Annotated in this window: 13 protein-coding genes and 1 tRNA gene; 2 read left to right on the top strand and 12 right to left on the bottom strand. The window is 61.3% G+C overall.

Annotation, left to right across the window (positions count from 1 at the left end):
* Positions 1-157: 157 nt before the first annotated feature.
* From rpmA to acnA, 12 genes are all read right to left on the bottom strand, one after another.
* Complete coding sequence (gene rpmA, locus ADJ70_RS05715; protein WP_050344296.1) at positions 158-406, bottom strand: 50S ribosomal protein L27; 249 nt, start codon at positions 404-406, stop codon at positions 158-160.
* A gap of 42 nt (positions 407-448) precedes the next feature.
* Positions 449-763: a 50S ribosomal protein L21 gene (rplU, locus tag ADJ70_RS05710; RefSeq protein ID WP_050344293.1), complete on the bottom strand. Its 315-nt coding sequence runs from the start codon at positions 761-763 to the stop codon at positions 449-451.
* Positions 764-1,657: 894 nt separating this feature from the next.
* Complete coding sequence (locus ADJ70_RS05705) at positions 1,658-2,503, bottom strand: hypothetical protein (RefSeq protein WP_050344292.1); 846 nt, start codon at positions 2,501-2,503, stop codon at positions 1,658-1,660.
* Between the two features lie 40 nt (positions 2,504-2,543).
* Positions 2,544-3,701, bottom strand: a complete 1,158-nt coding sequence (locus ADJ70_RS05700; RefSeq protein WP_371256197.1) for an FtsW/RodA/SpoVE family cell cycle protein — start codon at positions 3,699-3,701, stop codon at positions 2,544-2,546.
* 82 nt (positions 3,702-3,783) lie between these two features.
* Positions 3,784-5,814 (bottom strand): penicillin-binding protein 2, encoded by a 2,031-nt coding sequence (gene mrdA, locus ADJ70_RS05695; RefSeq protein ID WP_050344290.1) that lies wholly within the window; start codon positions 5,812-5,814, stop codon positions 3,784-3,786.
* Between the two features lie 10 nt (positions 5,815-5,824).
* On the bottom strand, positions 5,825-6,382 hold the full coding sequence (gene mreD, locus ADJ70_RS05690) for a rod shape-determining protein MreD (RefSeq protein ID WP_050344288.1): 558 nt from the start codon (positions 6,380-6,382) through the stop codon (positions 5,825-5,827).
* Positions 6,383-6,402: 20 nt separating this feature from the next.
* The gene (mreC, locus tag ADJ70_RS05685) at positions 6,403-7,428 is read right to left on the bottom strand and encodes a rod shape-determining protein MreC (RefSeq protein WP_083443842.1); all 1,026 of its coding nucleotides are present in this window, start codon (positions 7,426-7,428) and stop codon (positions 6,403-6,405) included.
* A 6-nt stretch (positions 7,429-7,434) separates the two neighbouring features.
* A complete protein-coding gene (locus ADJ70_RS05680) occupies positions 7,435-8,481 on the bottom strand; it encodes a rod shape-determining protein (protein WP_050344286.1) in 1,047 nt (348 codons plus the stop codon).
* Positions 8,482-8,522: 41 nt separating this feature from the next.
* Positions 8,523-9,935, bottom strand: coding sequence for a tetratricopeptide repeat protein (locus tag ADJ70_RS05675; protein ID WP_050344284.1), 1,413 nt, complete (start codon positions 9,933-9,935; stop codon positions 8,523-8,525).
* A 44-nt stretch (positions 9,936-9,979) separates the two neighbouring features.
* Positions 9,980-10,522: a peptidylprolyl isomerase gene (locus ADJ70_RS05670; protein ID WP_050344282.1), complete on the bottom strand. Its 543-nt coding sequence runs from the start codon at positions 10,520-10,522 to the stop codon at positions 9,980-9,982.
* 110 nt (positions 10,523-10,632) lie between these two features.
* Positions 10,633-11,667: a zinc ribbon domain-containing protein gene (locus ADJ70_RS05665; RefSeq protein WP_050344280.1), complete on the bottom strand. Its 1,035-nt coding sequence runs from the start codon at positions 11,665-11,667 to the stop codon at positions 10,633-10,635.
* 10 nt (positions 11,668-11,677) lie between these two features.
* Entirely contained in the window at positions 11,678-14,383 is a 2,706-nt protein-coding gene (gene acnA / locus ADJ70_RS05660) for an aconitate hydratase AcnA (RefSeq protein ID WP_050344278.1), read from the bottom strand.
* Positions 14,384-14,479: 96 nt separating this feature from the next.
* Between acnA and ADJ70_RS05655 the strand changes: the two genes are divergently transcribed.
* Positions 14,480-14,556, top strand: a tRNA-Arg gene (locus ADJ70_RS05655).
* Positions 14,557-14,654: 98 nt separating this feature from the next.
* On the top strand, positions 14,655-15,677 hold the full coding sequence (gene aroF / locus ADJ70_RS05650) for a 3-deoxy-7-phosphoheptulonate synthase (protein ID WP_050344275.1): 1,023 nt from the start codon (positions 14,655-14,657) through the stop codon (positions 15,675-15,677).
* Position 15,678: the final 1 nt, after the last annotated feature.

The raw sequence follows: 15,678 nt of genomic DNA, 5'->3' as shown, positions 1-15,678 counted from the left end.
CATCCTCTGAGACACACGGAGGACGCGAGAGATACCGAACGCATATAGACGTTCTTAGCTCAACTCAGCCAAGCACATCAATATACACGCCGATCACACAGATGCCGGACCTCAACGAGGTCGCGCTGAGCACCGCGACCTCAGAGGGACGTCGACCCTATGCGGTGCGAACATGCACGTAGTGCTTCTTACCCTTCTTGAACTCAACGACGCCATCAGCAAGTGCGAAGAGGGTGTCATCCTTGCCTCGTCCAACGTTCTCGCCTGGGGTGATGTGTGTGCCACGTTGACGAACGATGATCTGACCGGTCTTGATGGCCTGACCCCCGTAGATCTTGGTACCGAGTCGCTGTGCGTTAGAATCACGACCGTTGCGAGACGAACCCAAGCCCTTTTTGTGTGCCATGCTAGTTCCTACCTATCTCTCTTGTGGTGACATGAGGCCTCGTTAGGAAAGCGCGGGCAGCTCGGACACCTGCAACTTGGTCAGCTTCTGACGGTGGCCCTTCGTACGGTGATAGCGCTTGCGCTTCTTGAGCTTGAAGACGACGATCTTCTCGCCCTTGAATTGGTCCACTATCTCGCAGCTGACTTTCTTGCCCTCAAGTACAGCGGTGTCGGCAACCGTATGAGTGCCGTCATTAAGCATGAGGACGTCAAGATCGACTTTCTCGCCAGGCTGCGCATCGATCTTCTCGACATCGATGATGTCGCCCTTGGCAACCTTATACTGCTTGCCTCCAGTGCTAACGATTGCGTACATGATCTACCCTTCATCATTGCCTTCAGGTGCAACGGCCCAAAATCTTACCAGCGCATGACGAACCAGTCAACAAGAAAGCAGTTTCATAGCTCACTCACTTTTCTGAGGTGCTGGACGCATTACATTAGGCGATATGACCCGAACTGAGAGAGTGGAACTTATTTTTGAGCAACGTACTCATCGATTTCTGCGCAGCGTTCGCATCTCCTCGGCCGTCTGGCAGGCCCGGGCCGCACCCGGTGTGACTCCTGTCGAGCGCAGGTCCCTCGCGCACCTCTCGTCGGACTCCCTGCGCTCGCGGCACCCGGGTGGTCGGCAGACCCCCTGGCCTGCAGTCGCCCCCGACGGGCGCCTCGGCGGCCCGGCCATTCGGCCCTGGACGCACCGTCTCGGTACGCTCGACGTCGAGTGGCAGTGTGAGGGCGTGCTGCCCGTGCGCTCGACGTCGAGTGGCAGTGTGGTCGGCACTGCCACTCGGCCCTGAGCGTGCAGTCCCGCGTGGTCGGCACTGCCACTCGGGCCTGAGCGCACCGTCTCGGTACGCTCGACGTCGAGTGGCAGTGTGAGGGCGTGCAGCCCGTACGCTCAACGTCGAGTGGCAGTGTGGGCGGCACTGCCACTCGGGCCTGAGCGTGCAGTTCCATGTGGATGGCACTTCCACTCGGCCCTGAGCGTACCGTCTTGGTGCGCTCGACGTCGAGTGGCAGTGTGAGTGGCACTGCCACTCGGCCCTGAGCGTGCAGTTCCGTGTGGGAGACACTGCCACTCGGCCCTGGACGTACCGTTTTGGTACGCTCGACGTCGAGTGGCAGTGTGAGGACGTGCAGCCCGTACGCTCGCCGCCACGTGGCAGTGAACGCTGTGCCGAGAACCCCCTGAACGTTTCGGTCACGTTCAAGGTCGACTGTTTGCGCTCGCGCTCCCACAGTAGCGCAGTGCTAGGGCGTGACCGGTCGTCTGGGTGCCCAGATAGCCGACGCCGCCCTTGATAGCCCAGCCAACGATCGGGATGGCGCTGACGAGCGATCGGGCAAGAGAGCGATAGGCAAAGCCGGCACCGAGAATACCTGCGAGGTCTGTGATGCGTGTGATCCTGAGCCGCACGCCACAGGCAGCAGCGATCTCGAACGCCATTCTGAACTGGTTTACGGTCATGATGGGCAGATCTGCCCCGGGGATGAGCGAGATGGCACCGATGAGCGCGTTCTCCTTAGAGTAGCGTCTTATGATCTCCGATATCTTGGCGGGACGCAAGAACGAGAAGTTGGCGGCAAGCGCAAGACCCGTGTCGGGACAGGCCTGTATCACCCAGTCCGCAAACTCCGTAAGTGCTGCCTGGGGGTCAGAGGCGACGATGTAGCCCGCGAGGCCGTTCGCCCCGTCAGGCCCAAGGTCGTGGACCTCGAGGCTTGTCTCCACAATCACGCGGCAGGGAACACCGACGTCAGCAGAGGAGCGGGCACAACGCAGCGCAAGCTCCCCCCCGTCATCGGGCACCACGACGCAAAGGTCAGAGTCCGCAGGCGGCATCGACCCCGGCTCGAGCGGGCGTACGACGACCGTCGAGCTCGTGAGCTCTGGCACGAAGGCGTTCTTGATAGCCATAACGAGAGCGGTGTCGGCCTGCGCAGACACGAAGATCGTCACGCACAGGTCCTGGGTGCGTCTCATCTCGGCCTGTCTGCCGGCATTGAGGGTCTCTGCGAGGTCGAAGCTGAAAAACGCAGGTCTTCGAGTCATTTGATCTCCTTGCGGGTGCTTAGTTTGCCAAGACCCATGGTTAGGCAGTCTTCGGGATGTGGTTCCACACGGACTGCACCATCCCGACCGCCATGAGCTGGGTCAGCATAGAGGAGGAGCCATAGCTTATGAAGGGAAGCGGAATGCCGGTAATGGGCATGATACCGATGCACATTCCCACGTTCTGCAAGAGTTGAAAAGACCACATCGTGGCGATACCAACGAGCACGAGCTTGCCGAAGGGTGCTTCCACCCGCTGTGCGAGCGTGATGGTCGAGAAGATGAGGATGGAAAAGAGGCCCAGGAGCAGCGCCGAGCCAATGAAACCAAACTCCTCGGCAAGAAACGCGAACACGAAGTCCGTGTGTGCCTCTGGCAGAAAGCCGCTACCCGCCTGGCTGGCGTGACCGATGCCCTTGCCAAGGAGCCCACCCGACCCCACGGCAATCTTTGCCTGTTGGAGGTTGTAGCCATTGCCCGACGGGTCCACCGAGGAGTCCACGAACACAATGAGGCGGTTGAGCTGATAGGGTTTGAGCAGATGAGGTAGGCCAGGCGTCATGGACGTCACAACGACGACAGTTGCGAAGAGAACTATGCACGCGATGGTTACGACGACCCATCTCCTCTTGGCGCCGGAACAGATGATGATGGAGGCTCCCGTCACGAGCACGATGAGCCCCGTTCCAAGATCCGGTTGAAGCAAGATGAGCAGAAACGGGATAACAAGGATGCCACAGAGCTTCATGTAGTCCTTGAGGGCCTCGATGCGTCCGTTGTACTCCGCTCCTAGGGCCGCCATGAGGTAGATGGTGACAAGCTTGGCGAACTCGGAGGGCTGAAAGGTGAATGTCGAGAACGGCACCTTGACCCAGCCCGTCGCACCCTTAGCAGTATGGCTCAGGCCTGGTACGAGCGGCAGGAGCATGAGGACGACGTCAGCGATGAGTAGCGCCTTTGTCGTGTTGGCGAGCACGCGGTAGTCGTAGCGCCACATGACGAGGGCTGCGGCGAGGCCGAGCGCGATACCCAAGCACTGACGGAAGAACGAGGCCTCTGAGATCGAGAGCGACGCCGTCCAGATGACAAGGGCCCCAAAGCCCACCAAGGCGAGGGCGGACAAGAGCTGCGGGCGATAGAAGTTCGACCGGTTTCGTGCGCTCGCACCTGCGCGGGGGCTACGCAGGTTCTTGCTCATGACCTGTCCGATGGCACCACCCATCCCCCTCATGATCGAGCCGAGGGCTGCACCCATGTTGTTCTGTGACTGTGCCATGACCCTATCTCACCGCGCTCGTGTCCTGTGCGGTCGAGGTATCGGGACTACCATAGATCTCTCCAAGGATGTCGCGTACGACATACATGGCCCCCTCCGCACCGTAGCCTCCATACTCAATGGCCGCCGCGATCACATACTTAGGGTCATCGTAGGGCGCATAGGCGATGAACCAGCCGTCGGGCTGGCTCTTGGGCGTCTGGGCTGAGCCGGTCTTGCCTGCCACCGTCACGGGAAGCGTGACGAAGTGGGACGTCTGCGCCTCTGACTCCTCGTAGATGACGCCCTTGAGACCTGCGTGGACCAAGTCGAGGTACGCTGGCCTCTCCTCGACCTGGTACGTGAGCGCGTCCTTGTGATCGATGACTGACCCTGATCCCACAGCAGCATCGACGGATTTTAACAGATGCGGCTTCCAGATGGTGCCCTTGGTGGAGATGCCCGCATAGACGCAGCACATCTGGAGCGGCGTCACCAACAGGTCCCCCTGCCCGATGGCGAGGTTGGTGTAGTCTCCGCCCTTCCAGGCCCTGTCGTCCTCGCTTGAGTTCGCATAGTAGCTTGCCTTCCACTGCGCGTCAGGCACCCGTCCTGTGGCCTCACCGGGCAAGTCGATACCCTCCTTGGCTCCAAGCCCCCATTTTCTGAATGTCTCCTGCATACCATCGGGGTGATCAGAGTAGAAGAAGCCCTTGCCGATCTCGTAGAAGACGACGTCACAGGAATAGGTGATGCCTCCCTGCAGGCCTATGCCACCATGACCCGTCTTCTTCCAGCAGTACTGGCCTGATGCCCTACCAAAGCCCGTCCAGTAGCCCGAGCAATAGTAGCTTGAGTCCGTGGTCGCGATGCCGAAGTTGAGGGCAGCGAAGGTCGTGAGCGGCTTTATCGTCGAAGCAGAGGGATACTGCCCTGCAATGGCCCTGTTGAGCAGGGGATTATGGGAACTCTCGGACGAGAGCGCGTTCCAATCGTCATTCGAGATGCCCCCGACGAAGACGTTAGGCGAGTAGGTGGGGTGGCTTGCCATAGCGAGCACGTCGCCGTTGGTCACGTCGATCACGATCGCGGCACCGCCGTGGCAGTCGGTGCGACCGAGCTTATACAACCTCTGGATGTTGCTTGCAAGGGACTCCTCCGCTGCCCTCTGGATGGATTTGTCGAGGGTGAGCGTGATGTCGGAGCCGCCTTGAGACTCGACCGAGCTCGATGTGGAGAGCACGTCGCCATTGGCATTGACGTAGACAACTTGTTCACCCTTGATACCCTGTAGGATACTCTCATATTGACGCTCGATGCCCGACTGCCCGACGATGTCGCCAAGCTCATAGCGTATGGAGCCCCCCGATGTCTCGTCCATGTTCTTTACCTGGTCAGTGGTGATCGGACCAGTGTAGCCCAAGACGTGCGCGGCGAGGTTTCCGTTGGGGTAGAGTCGCTGGGTCCGTTGGACGATCTGGACCCCGTCGAAGAGATAGGTGTGCTCGCCGATGTAGGCGACGACACGCCTTGACACGTCCTCGGCCACCGTCCTCAGGCTCTGGGCTCCCTCACTGGCATTCTCTATCTTGTGCTTGACGGCCATGGATGGCATGCCGAGCAAGTTGGCCAAAAGCTTGACCTCGATGGGATTGGCAGCGACGTCAGACTTCGCGACGACGCAGAGGCTCGGGCGGTTGGTGACCAGCTCGTTTCCATTGCGGTCGAGAATACGGCCTCTGGGTGCGAAGACAAGGATAGTTCGGGTTCTGTTACTCTCGGCCTTGGCGCTGTAGTCGTTGACGGAGACGAGCTGCATGCTCCAAAGTCTGACAAAAAGCGCCCCGATAACGGTTCCCGCGAAGACCTTAAGGCCAAGAAGCCTGTTCTTGAACCCCGTCTCGGTAGAGCTGTCCCCTCCGCCCGCCGCCGTGGGGACGCTGCCGCCTATGTCAAAGGTGAAGCGGCTGTCGCCCCTGCCTAGGAGGATGAAGGCAACGATGAGGCAGACTAGGATGACTGCCAAGACTGCGATGATGATGATCACGGGATTCATGAGTGTTCACCTAAGGGGTTCCTGCGCCATACTTTCCACTGCGCTTTTTGGTGGGCACGCCCATGCTCAGCGTATGCGACGAGCCCTTGGAGTAGCGCCAGGCAAAGGGCAGGAAGGCCACAGAGGTCAGAATGAAGCTGGGAAGGCTCCTCAAGAAGAGCACATCAACCACAGAGTGAGCCTCACCTACCAGAAACATTGCCAGGTTGTAGGAGACGCTCACGGCAAGGCAGGTCATGAAGAAGAGGATCATGGCGGCGGAGGAGTCGTCCTGAAGACGATTTCTGGACTCCATGCCCATGACGAAGGCTGCGCTGGTGAGCAGGAGGGCCATGAGACCGACCGGTCCGGTCGTGCTGAGGTCGAAGACAAGGCCCGAGAGAAAGCCGCACAGCACGCCCCAGCTGCCTCCCACCGTTAGGGTGACGATAGCGCAGAAGATAAGGGCGAAGTTGATGTGACCATTGCCTACGGCAAGATAGGGCGCGACGGCGATCTGAAGGACAAGACACACGCCAGCGAGGGCCGCGCTGTCACGTCTATGTTTGTGTGTGTTGTTTACCTGCATGGACACCTCCTACCGAAACGCTAGCGAGTGCTCTGTCGATCGGAGGCTGACGAGCCCTCCGCTCGGTCCGACGCACCAGACGATCCAGAGTCGCTCGGTGTGGACGTCGAGTCACCCGAACCGCCTGTCAGCGAGCTGTCCTGATCGTCCGCCTTCGCGATGTCCTCTGAGCTCGCCTTCTGGTTTTCCGTGAGCGAGGTGATGACGAGCACCTCCTCGAAGCTCTCGGCCGAAGAGGGCGGCTCGACGACGATGGTGTAGTAGAGATCGCCGTCGTTCTTGTTGACGGAGAGCACCCTTCCCAAGGGCAATCCCTTAGGATAGACGCCGCCAAGCCCACTTGTCACGACGCTGTCTCCCACCGATACCGATTGATCGGTGGCGATGAGCGTCAGGTGGAGCGTGCCGCCCGCAGAGCCCTTGAGCACACCCTGGGCACGACTCGACTGCACCAGTGCCGAGACGGACGAGTTCTCGTCTGCAATGAGCCTCACGGTGGCGGAGGTGGGACCACACTCGATGATCTGACCGATGGCGCCGCTCGAGTTGGTCACCGGCATGCCGACCGCAAGACCCGAGGAGCTACCCCTGTCGATAACGACCGTCCTGCTCCACGAGTCGGTCGAGGTAGAGATAATGCGAGCTGCCGTTGACTGCAGGCTATAGCTGCTCTGAAGCCCCAAGAGGTCCTGAAGCCTCTTTGCGGCCTGAGCCTCTTCTTGGAGCTCTGCGTTCTTGGCCAAAAGCCGCTCGTTCTCCTCCCGAAGGTCCGAGAGCGTCTCTTGGGTTGCTGTGAGGTTAGAGAATACGTTCCCAAGGGCCTGAAAGGGCGTCGTGAGGGCTGAGCCAACGACGCGAAGAGGTGTCGTGACAGTCATGAAGCCGCCGCGCAGTGTCGTGAAGAAGCCGGAGCCACTCTCGCGGGCGCTCATCGTAAACATGACGAGAGAGAGCACCACGAGGAAGACGAAGAGCCTGGCACCAGAATCCGAATCGCTCTTACGTAGTCCAGGCGTGGGCTGGTCCACGCCAGCTAAGCGCGCCATGCCACCCTACTGACTGGCGCTCTGCACGAAGCCGCCCGTGAGCGCGTTGGCCTCGAGCACCTTGGCGCAGCCGTTGACGACGTTTTCCAGTGCGGTGGGACTCACGTTGACAGGCACGCCTGTCTCGTCACGCAACCGCTGATCAAGGCCCCTGAGCAGACCACCCCCACCTGTGAGCAGAACGCCGTAGTACATGAGGTCGCTTGCGAGGTCAGGCGGCGTGACGTCGAGGGCGTCCTTGACGGCCTTCGTCACCTCATCGAGCGGCTTGTCGAGCGCGCGACGGATCTCCTCGGACTCGATGCGTACCGACTTGGGCATGCCGGACAGGACATCTCGGCCGTTGACCTCGACGTCGAGCTCCTCCACCAAAGGTGCGGCCGACCCGACCTTTATCTTGATGTCCTCTGCGGTCCTCTCACCGATGGAGAGGTTGTAGGCGTCACGAACATGCTCGAGTATCGTCTGGTCGAACTCATCTCCCGCCGTCCTGATGGACTGTGAGACGACGATGCCACCCATGGCGATGACGGCGACCTCAGTCGTGCCGCCACCAATGTCCACGACCATGGAGCCAGTCGGGTCCTCAATCGGCAGGTCGGCCCCGATTGCAGCCGCCATGGGCTCCTCGATGAGATAGGCCTGGCGGGCACCCGCAGATATTGTCGCCTCGAAGACGGCGCGCTTCTCGACTGAGGTCACGCCGGAGGGAACGCACACGACGACACGCGGCCTCGGTGACCAAGGGTAGCGGCGCGTGCCGCGCGCCTTCTCGATGAAGTAGCGCAACATGACTTCGGTGACGTCGAAGTCCGCGATGACGCCGTCCTTAAGGGGACGCTCGGCGATGATGGAGCCAGGGGTCCTTCCTATCATGCGCTTTGCATCCGCGCCTACAGCCAAGACACGGTCCGCGCTTTGGTCGATCGCGACGACGGAGGGCTCGTTAAGAACGATGCCCTGACCCCGCGCAGCGACAAGGGTATTTGCTGTACCCAGGTCAATGGCCAGGTCTCCGTCGTATTCACCAAAGAACGAGTCGATAATCGACATTGGCTGTTTCCAATCGCATGAACCTAACGCTCGTCAAGGTTCTATTCGCCCGAGGTCTCATTGTTCGTTGTTGAGATGGTACCCGTAGTTGCACCGGATTCTGTGGAGCTCGAGGAGCCACTCGATCCCGCAGGTTCTGGCGAGGCGTTCGTGTCAATGGTCGTTGAACCCTCCTCTTGGGAGTCAAAGACGTAGTCGACCGAACTTACCTGCCAGCCTATGCCGTCACGCGTGAGCGTAAGCTGGTACCTCTGCTCGCCACCGGACGAGAGCTTGACCGTCGCGATGACCGTCGTCGAACTCATTGATCGCTCGACGTTGTCAATCGTCACGTTGTTCAGTGAGACGGGAAGGGTCGACTTCATCTGGGCCCTCTCGGCACTTGAGACGCTCGAGGCGAAGAGGGGCGCCACATCCTCGCCAGCTGCGTTGTCCTTGAAGAGCTTCTCGACGACAGATGCCTGGGTGGGCCAGCCATAGCCCTTGTAGTACAAGAACCCGGCAGCCCCTGCGGCGAGGACGAGCAGCAAGACAAGAATCAGGAGGACCTTGAGGCCGCGGTGCCTGTGTTTGCGGCGAATCTTGCGGTTTTTCTTGGCGTTGGCGACGATCTCCTCCTCGGTGACCGAGAAAAAGCCCGTGTCCTCGGGAGACGGTATGACCTCACCGGTTGCACCGGTGGGATCGAGCGGGTCGATGCCACCGCCATATCCCGCAGCCGCAAGAAACGCGTCCGTCTCGGAGGGACCGCCGCCCTGCAGGGCAGCCACGGCCTTCTTGGCGGCATCGTAGGCAACCTGCACCTCGGGGCGCAACAGGTGGCCGCTCTCGGTAGCATGATCGAAGGCGTCCACAGCCTCGGACATCTTGTTGGCCGCAACATAGGCAAGGCCGAGGTCTCCGTAGATGGCACCCTGACTCTCACGAGGGGTCGCGAAGTCGAGTGCCGTGCGATAGGCCTCGACGGCGTCCACCGCACGACCCATTTGCATGAAACAGTGGCCCAACTCGCATAGGGAGTTTGACGGATCTGGGTTGCCCTCGTCGATGGCCGCGTTCCTAAATGCCACGCCCGCCTCACGGATGTTGCCCATACGCTTATATGCGTTGCCGAGGGCGGTGTAGGCCTTGTATGGAGTCGGGTACTCGTGATCGCTGACGGCCATGGAAAGTGCTGCGACGGCCTCCTTGGGACGACCAGCGGCCAAAAGGGCGCGACCCCTGTTGCAGGCGAGCGCACCAAAGTGGCCGTAGGAGGCGTCGTGGAGCGCGTCGGCGTAGCAGCGCGCCGCGTCAGAAAAGCGGCTGAGCCTCATGTAACAGTTGCCAAGGAGGTGGTCGACGGAACCGGACACCTCGCCAGGCTCCTTTGCGGCGCTGAGCTGTCTGACGGCTCTGAGTATGTCACCGCGACCATAGGCGGCCTTGCCCGCCTCAAATGATTGCTGGTTCACTGTCTAACCTCCTGAAACTTTCACCTACCAAAGCGGCCGGCTGCCTAACGGTCCTCTATCTTCACGGAGTTGATGGCATCACCAGCGCGAAGGGTGGCTATGACGTCCAAGCCCTCGATCGTCGTTCCAAAGACCGTGTAGTTGCTATCGAGGGTGTGCTGGGCGCCGAGACAAAGGTAGAACTGCGATCCCGCCGAGTTGGGATCTTGCGATCGTGCCATGGCGAGCGCCCCGTCAACGTGGCTGTTGCGCGGGTTGGTCGTATACTCCTCATGGATGGCGTAGCCGGGCCCACCCGTACCTGGCATGCCGCTCGGGCCGATCCTGCCCGCTGCGACATCCTCTGGGCTCATGTCGCGCGTATTGGGACAGCCGCCCTGAATGACGAAGCCGGGGACGTAACGATGGAACTTGAGCCCATCGTAGAAGCCAGAAGTGGCAAGTTCGCAGAAGTTTGCGACGTGGATGGGTGCGCCCTCTCCGTCGAGCCTCACGCGGATGGTGCCCTTGGAGGTTTCGAGGACGGCGACCTCGCCACCGCTCACCTTGTAGGTGGGCGTATAAAGCCTTTTCCCAAAAAGAGCCATCGCATTCCCTCCCGTTTATGGCTATGGTCCATACAAGGCACAGAATATTCTATCAGCCGCGTCTCTGTTTCACATATTCGGCAGAGGGCAGCCGCACAGGTGCACAACTCCTACTTCTTTTGGGGCGACATGGTCGGGTAGCTCTGCTCGAACTGGTTCTTCCAGGAACCCTGGCCCGAATCCGTGAGGTAGCCGAGGATCTCGCCGGAGTGGCTCTCGGGAGAGCTGACCCTAAGCGCTCGCTTCCAGGTCCTGGTAAGCGCATCCATGCGGTTTCTCAGGTAGTTTCCGAGCGTGGACATGTTCTGGGCGTCGCTCGCATAGGTGCCGGAGGTGACGTCGATGTCGGCGATGGACTGGATGAGGTTACTTATGTCAAGCGAGAGCTGGATAGCTTCCTCCTTGCCCCGCTCGCGGGCGGACTCGTCACCCGACGCCGCGACGTTTCTGTAGAGCTCCTCGTTCTTGTCGACCTCCTTCTTGAGGTCGCCAAGCTTGATATAGACGTCTTGGAGCTTGGCGAGCGTGGTGTCGTCGCCACTCCGGATGTCAGTGGAGATGTTTATCCTGTTGTCCTGCCCTTTGAGCTCGCTCACGATACCTGGAAAGCCCGCCCTGGAGGTGTCCGCCTCGGCCCTCGCCCTCGGGTCGTTCGCGCTCGGGTCCCAGGGATGGGTGATGAGAAGGACGCCCCCGCCCACGAACACGAGGGCGGCGACAAGGGCGAACGCGAGCGTGCGCAGGCGCAGCGCATGCTCGCGATCGACCCTGGGGTTGCCTGGAACGGGTGCTGATGGGATGGCGCTCTCGATGCGCACGATGGCGTGCGTCTCCTCAGTGGAGTGCGACTCCTCGTCCTCGGGTGACTCAGGATCAAGCTCTCCCTGGAGCGTGGCGTCATCAGGATCATCCCCTTCTATCGCTAGGGCCTGCGGGTGCCGCACGATCTCGTGCCCGGCGGGCTTGGGCGCAGGGAACCCACAGCTCGGACAGGTGTCGGCGTCGTCGGGTATGAGGGATCCGCAGCTCTTGCACCACCTGCCCTCCAGCTTGGGTATGACGACGGTCCGACCGAGGTCGGCGCGACAGGCGGGGCAGCGCAGCGAGTCATCTGGCACGTTCGCACTGCAGTTGGGACAGATCACGGGCGTACTCCTAAGAATGCTGAGTGGATGAGGCGCACGACGAGGCCATCTGACCGAGTACATAAGGAAGGATACCCCCCGAGGCTACGAACCTACCTTCCATAGGCGTGTCGATACGAACGCGACATTCGAACGCACATGCGTTGCCATCCGGCCTCGTGGCCCTTACCTGGCAGACCTGACGTTTGGGAAGGCCCTCCGTGAGGTCGATGGCTTCTAGGCTGAACGTCTCGTTGCCTCTGATGCCGAGCGAAGCCGCAGACTCACCCCTCAAGAACTCGAGGGGGACGATACCCATCTGGACGAGGTTGGATCGGTGGATGCGCTCGAAGCTCTCGGCTATGACGGCACGGACCCCTAAAAGCAGGGGTCCCTTTGCCGCCCAGTCGCGACTCGATCCCGATCCGTACATCTTTCCTGCGATGATGACACAGGCGATACCCTCCTCGGCGTAGTGACACGAGACGTCAAAGATGGGCCTGACCACACCCTCGAGCATGTCAAAGGTCCACCAGCCGCTCCTTCCCTTGGCAAGGGCGTTTTCAAGACGCACATTTGCGAAGGTGCCGCGTACCATGACCTCGTGGTTGCCCCGTCGGCTGCCGTAGCTGTTGAAGTCCTTCTGAGCCACGCCGCAGGCGCGCAGGTAGCTTGCCGCAGGTGCGTCGGCGACGATGGTCCCCGCCGGCGATATATGATCGGTCGTGACGAAGTCCCCGAGCAGTGCGAGGGCGCGCGCGCCCTCGACCTCGATGACGTCACGCTGTCTTGCGATCTCGAAGTAGGGAGCGCGACGGATGTAGGTCGAGGACTCATTCCAGGGAAAGGTGGCTGAGTTTTCAACCTTGAACTTCTCCCAAGCCGCCGAACCGTCGAGGAGGCCTCGCGCGCCCTCGATAAAGAGATCGGGCGTGAGCACCCGGGAGAGAACCGCGTTGATCTCGGCTGACGTAGGCAGAAGCTCATCGAGCATGACAGGCCTTCCATTTGGGTCCTCACCCACCGGCTCGCTCGAGAGATCCACGTCAAGCGAGCCAACGAGTGCATAGGCGACCACGAGGGCGGGCTGCGTAAGGTAGTTCTGAGCGACATCCGGCGAGATCCTGCCGTCGAAGTTTCGGTTGCCCGAGAGGATGCTCGTGAGCTCCATCTCGCCGGCCCGATCCCTAAGCGCGGGGGATATCTCGCCGGAGTTTCCGATGCAGCTCATACAGCCGAAACCACAGGTGTAGAAGCCCAACTTGAACAAGTCGTCGATGAGGCCCGATCTCCTGAGCAAGAGGTCGGTGGCATGGCTGCCGGGGGCGAGGATGCGCTTGACCCACGGCTTGGTCGCCAAGCCCCTCTCCAGCGCCTTCTTGGCGAGGAGGCCTGCGGCGACCATCATCGCGGGGTCTGTCGCCGTCGTGCAGCTCGTGATGGCGGCGATGGCCAGCGTCCCATGGCCCAGCTTGAAGCGCTTACCCGCGACCTCGATGTCGAAGGTTTCAGAGAACTTATCTTTGCCATGGGCGAGCGCGGCCTTGCGGAAGGCCTTCTGGAGCGTAGCTGGCGTGACGAGGTTGTGGGGGCGCGATGGACCGGCAAGGGAGGTCACGACGCGCGCAAGGTCGAGCTCGATGGTACGGGCGTACCTGCGGCCCTCCCCCACGCCGAAGACGCCTTGGGCCTTGAGGTAACCCTCGATGAGGGCGACTCTCGCGGGCTCTCTGCCCGTGAGCCTAAGGTATTCGACGGCGGCTTCATCGACCGGGAAGAGCGTCGTCGTGGAGCCGTACTCGGGCGTCATGTTGGCGACGCAGGCTCGTTGCGTGGGCGTGAGCGCCGCCACGCCCGGACCCGTCACCTCGACGAGGCAACCGACGACATCAGCCTCCCGTAGCAGCTTCGCCACTGTGAGGGCGAGGTCCATGCCCGAGATCCCATCACCAAGCCTGCCCGTGAGCCTGAGCTCGACCACGGGGGGGACGAGCATCGATATGGGCTGACCGAGGGCGGCGGCCTCAGCTTCGATGCCGCCGACGCCCCAGCCGAGGACGCCCAGGCCGTTCGCGGTCGTCGTGTGGGAGTCGGTTCCCACAAGCGTATCAAAGCAGACGACATCAGCTGCGGCCATCGCGTCGGTTGTGACGACCTCGCAGAAGCGCTCTATGTTGAGCTGGTGGCAGATGCCACCTCCCGGGGGGACGATCTGGACGTTTTGAAACGACCTGCTCGCCCATTTGAGAAAGGAGAAGCGCTCGGCATTACGAGCGGCCTCGAGCTCCTCGTTGACGACGTCGCAATCCTCCTCGCCCGTACAGTCCGCAGTGACCGAGTGGTCAACAACGAGCGTGCAGGGGATGTGCGGGTTCACCTTGGAGGGGTCTCCCCCTCGCGTGACCATGGCGTCCCGCATCGCGGCGAAGTCCACAAAGACGGGGACGCCCGTGAAGTCTTGGAAGAGCGCGCGGGCAGGCATGAACTCGATCTCGCCTCCCTGCCTACCGCAAAGGCCCGCGTCCACGATCTGCCTCGCAAAGCGGACGGCGTCCTCGTCGGTAGCGGAGCGCCTCACGCAGTTCTCGAGCAACACCACGAGGGCGTGTGGGAGTCGCTCGACGCCAGGGATGTTGCTCACGTCAACGTAGTGCCAAGTCCCGCCCTCGGTCTTGAGGACCTTGGGGTTACGGGCCGCAGTGACGGCGGACCAAAACGCTTCTCCTGAAGATGGCATATGCTTTCCCAACTTGTGAATTGTTCGCTTCTCATCCCTTGATTATCTCGCAAACGGCGACACGTGGACAGCATTCGCTATAATCTCTTTTCGTGTGGCCCCGTAGCTCAGTGGATTAGAGCGTTCGCCTCCGGAGCGAAAGGTCGTGGGTTCGAGCCCCACCGGGGTCACCATGGTGGCTCGTGGCCGACGGCACCGAGGGTGCGGTTGGTCTTGTCTGCGAGTTCGATGTGATCCGATCTGGTGCCGAGTCGGGAGCAGGGGGTCTTGCATGATCGCGATAGTCAAGGATACGGCGACCGAGGCGCAGCTTGGCCACTTCGTCAACTGGATCGAGGGGCGCGGTTTCAAGACGAACATCTCCAGGGGCGAGCACGAGACGATCGTCGGCATCATCGGGGACACGACCCTGATCGACCCCTTCCTCCTTGAGTCCATGGAGATCGTGGAGCAGGTGAAGCGCGTCACCGAGCCTTTCAAGAAGGCCAATCGCAAGTTCCATCCTGCCGACTCCATCATCGACTGCGGCCACGGCGTTCGTATCGGCGGCGGGAACTTCCAGGTCATCGCAGGTCCGTGTTCTGTCGAGGGAGAGGGGCTCCTCACGATAGCGCGCGCTGTCAAAAAGGCGGGCGCCACGATGCTCAGGGGAGGTGCCTATAAGCCCCGCACGAGCCCCTACTCCCATCAAGGCATGGGGCCTACGGGGCTCGACCTTCTCATGGAGGCCAGCGCCGAGCTCGACATGCCCGTCGTGACCGAGGTCATGGATCCACGTGACGTCGGGCTCTTCCTTGACAAGGGGATCGACGTCATGCAGATAGGAGCTAGGAACGCCCAGAACTTTCCGCTCTTGCGCGAGGTGGGCAAGACCGGTGTGCCGGTACTCCTCAAGCGTGGCCTTGCAGGCACGATAGACGAGCTTCTGATGGCGGCCGAGTACATCATGAGCGAGGGCAACCCCAACGTCATCCTCTGCGAGCGGGGTATCCGCAGCTTCGAGACGCGCACGCGCAACAGCTTCGACGTGAACGCGATTCCCGTTCTGCATCACCTCTCCCACCTGCCCGTCGTAGGCGATCCCAGCCATGCGACGGGCTATACCCGCTACGTGCGTCCCATTGCCTACGCCGCCTGTGCTGCCGGTGCCGACGGCCTTGAGATAGAGGTCCACGACAGGCCAAGTGAAGCGTGGTCGGACGGTGCGCAGGCCCTCACGCCTCCGCAGTTTGCCGATGCCATGAGGCGCATCGCCCTCATCCGCGAGGCCATCTCCGCCGACGTGGGGGTCTAGC

Origin of the sequence: Olsenella sp. oral taxon 807, from assembly GCF_001189515.2 — a bacterium.
Classification (GTDB): domain Bacteria; phylum Actinomycetota; class Coriobacteriia; order Coriobacteriales; family Atopobiaceae; genus Olsenella_F.
This window is presented reverse-complemented; position numbering and strand designations above follow the sequence as displayed.